The sequence below is a fragment of the Hahella sp. CCB-MM4 genome, assembly GCF_002260525.1.
Taxonomy (GTDB): Bacteria; Pseudomonadota; Gammaproteobacteria; order Pseudomonadales; family Oleiphilaceae; genus Hahella.
On record NZ_MRYI01000069.1, the window covers coordinates 1 to 563 of the forward strand.

A 563-nucleotide genomic window follows, 5' to 3' on the forward strand; every position below is an offset into this window, starting at 1 on the left:
CCTCGATGATCTACATCTTCGCGACCGAAGGCCGGGTGTCGATGCACGAGCTGCTGATCACCATCTTCCTGCTGCTGACCTCGCCCATTACCGCGCTGTTCATCGCCAAGGTGCATCTGCACATGCGCGAGCGTCCCGACACCCTGCCCAAGCCCGAGGACAGCGAAGGCTGGGCCAGCTTCGAGGCCGACGGCCCGGCACGCGGCGTGCGGGATGTGATGCCGGTCGAACCCGGCTCGCCGGACAAAACCCGTTGATCGACAGATCGTGAACGTATCCGTCGCGCGATCTTTGCATTATGAAAAACCTCGGCCCGGATCCGTTTCCGGGCCGCAGGTTGGGATGCCGCTTTTGTGGGATGCAGAGGCCATCGATGCCCTGACCGAAACCGTGATCACGCGGTTGCTGGTCCGGGGCGATACGGCGCGCGCGGTGGCTATGGATCTGGCCCTCGGGCTTTCGGCTGTGCAACCGACCTTGCCGGCGCTGGCCTTGGCGCTGCCGTTCACGCTGGCGGCCTCGGCGATCGAGGAGATGCTGGGGGCAGGGGCGCCGGCCCGGGC

The 563-nt window shown here is 66.1% G+C and carries 1 protein-coding gene and 1 pseudogene; both read left to right on the forward strand.

The features are described from left to right. Positions 1-257 (forward strand): annotated as a pseudogene (locus BTA51_RS30350) (hypothetical protein); the annotation flags it as partial. 85 nt (positions 258-342) lie between these two features. Continuing rightward, positions 343-563: hypothetical protein (locus BTA51_RS28920; protein ID WP_141215709.1), on the forward strand; the 221-nt coding region annotated here is incomplete at its 3' end.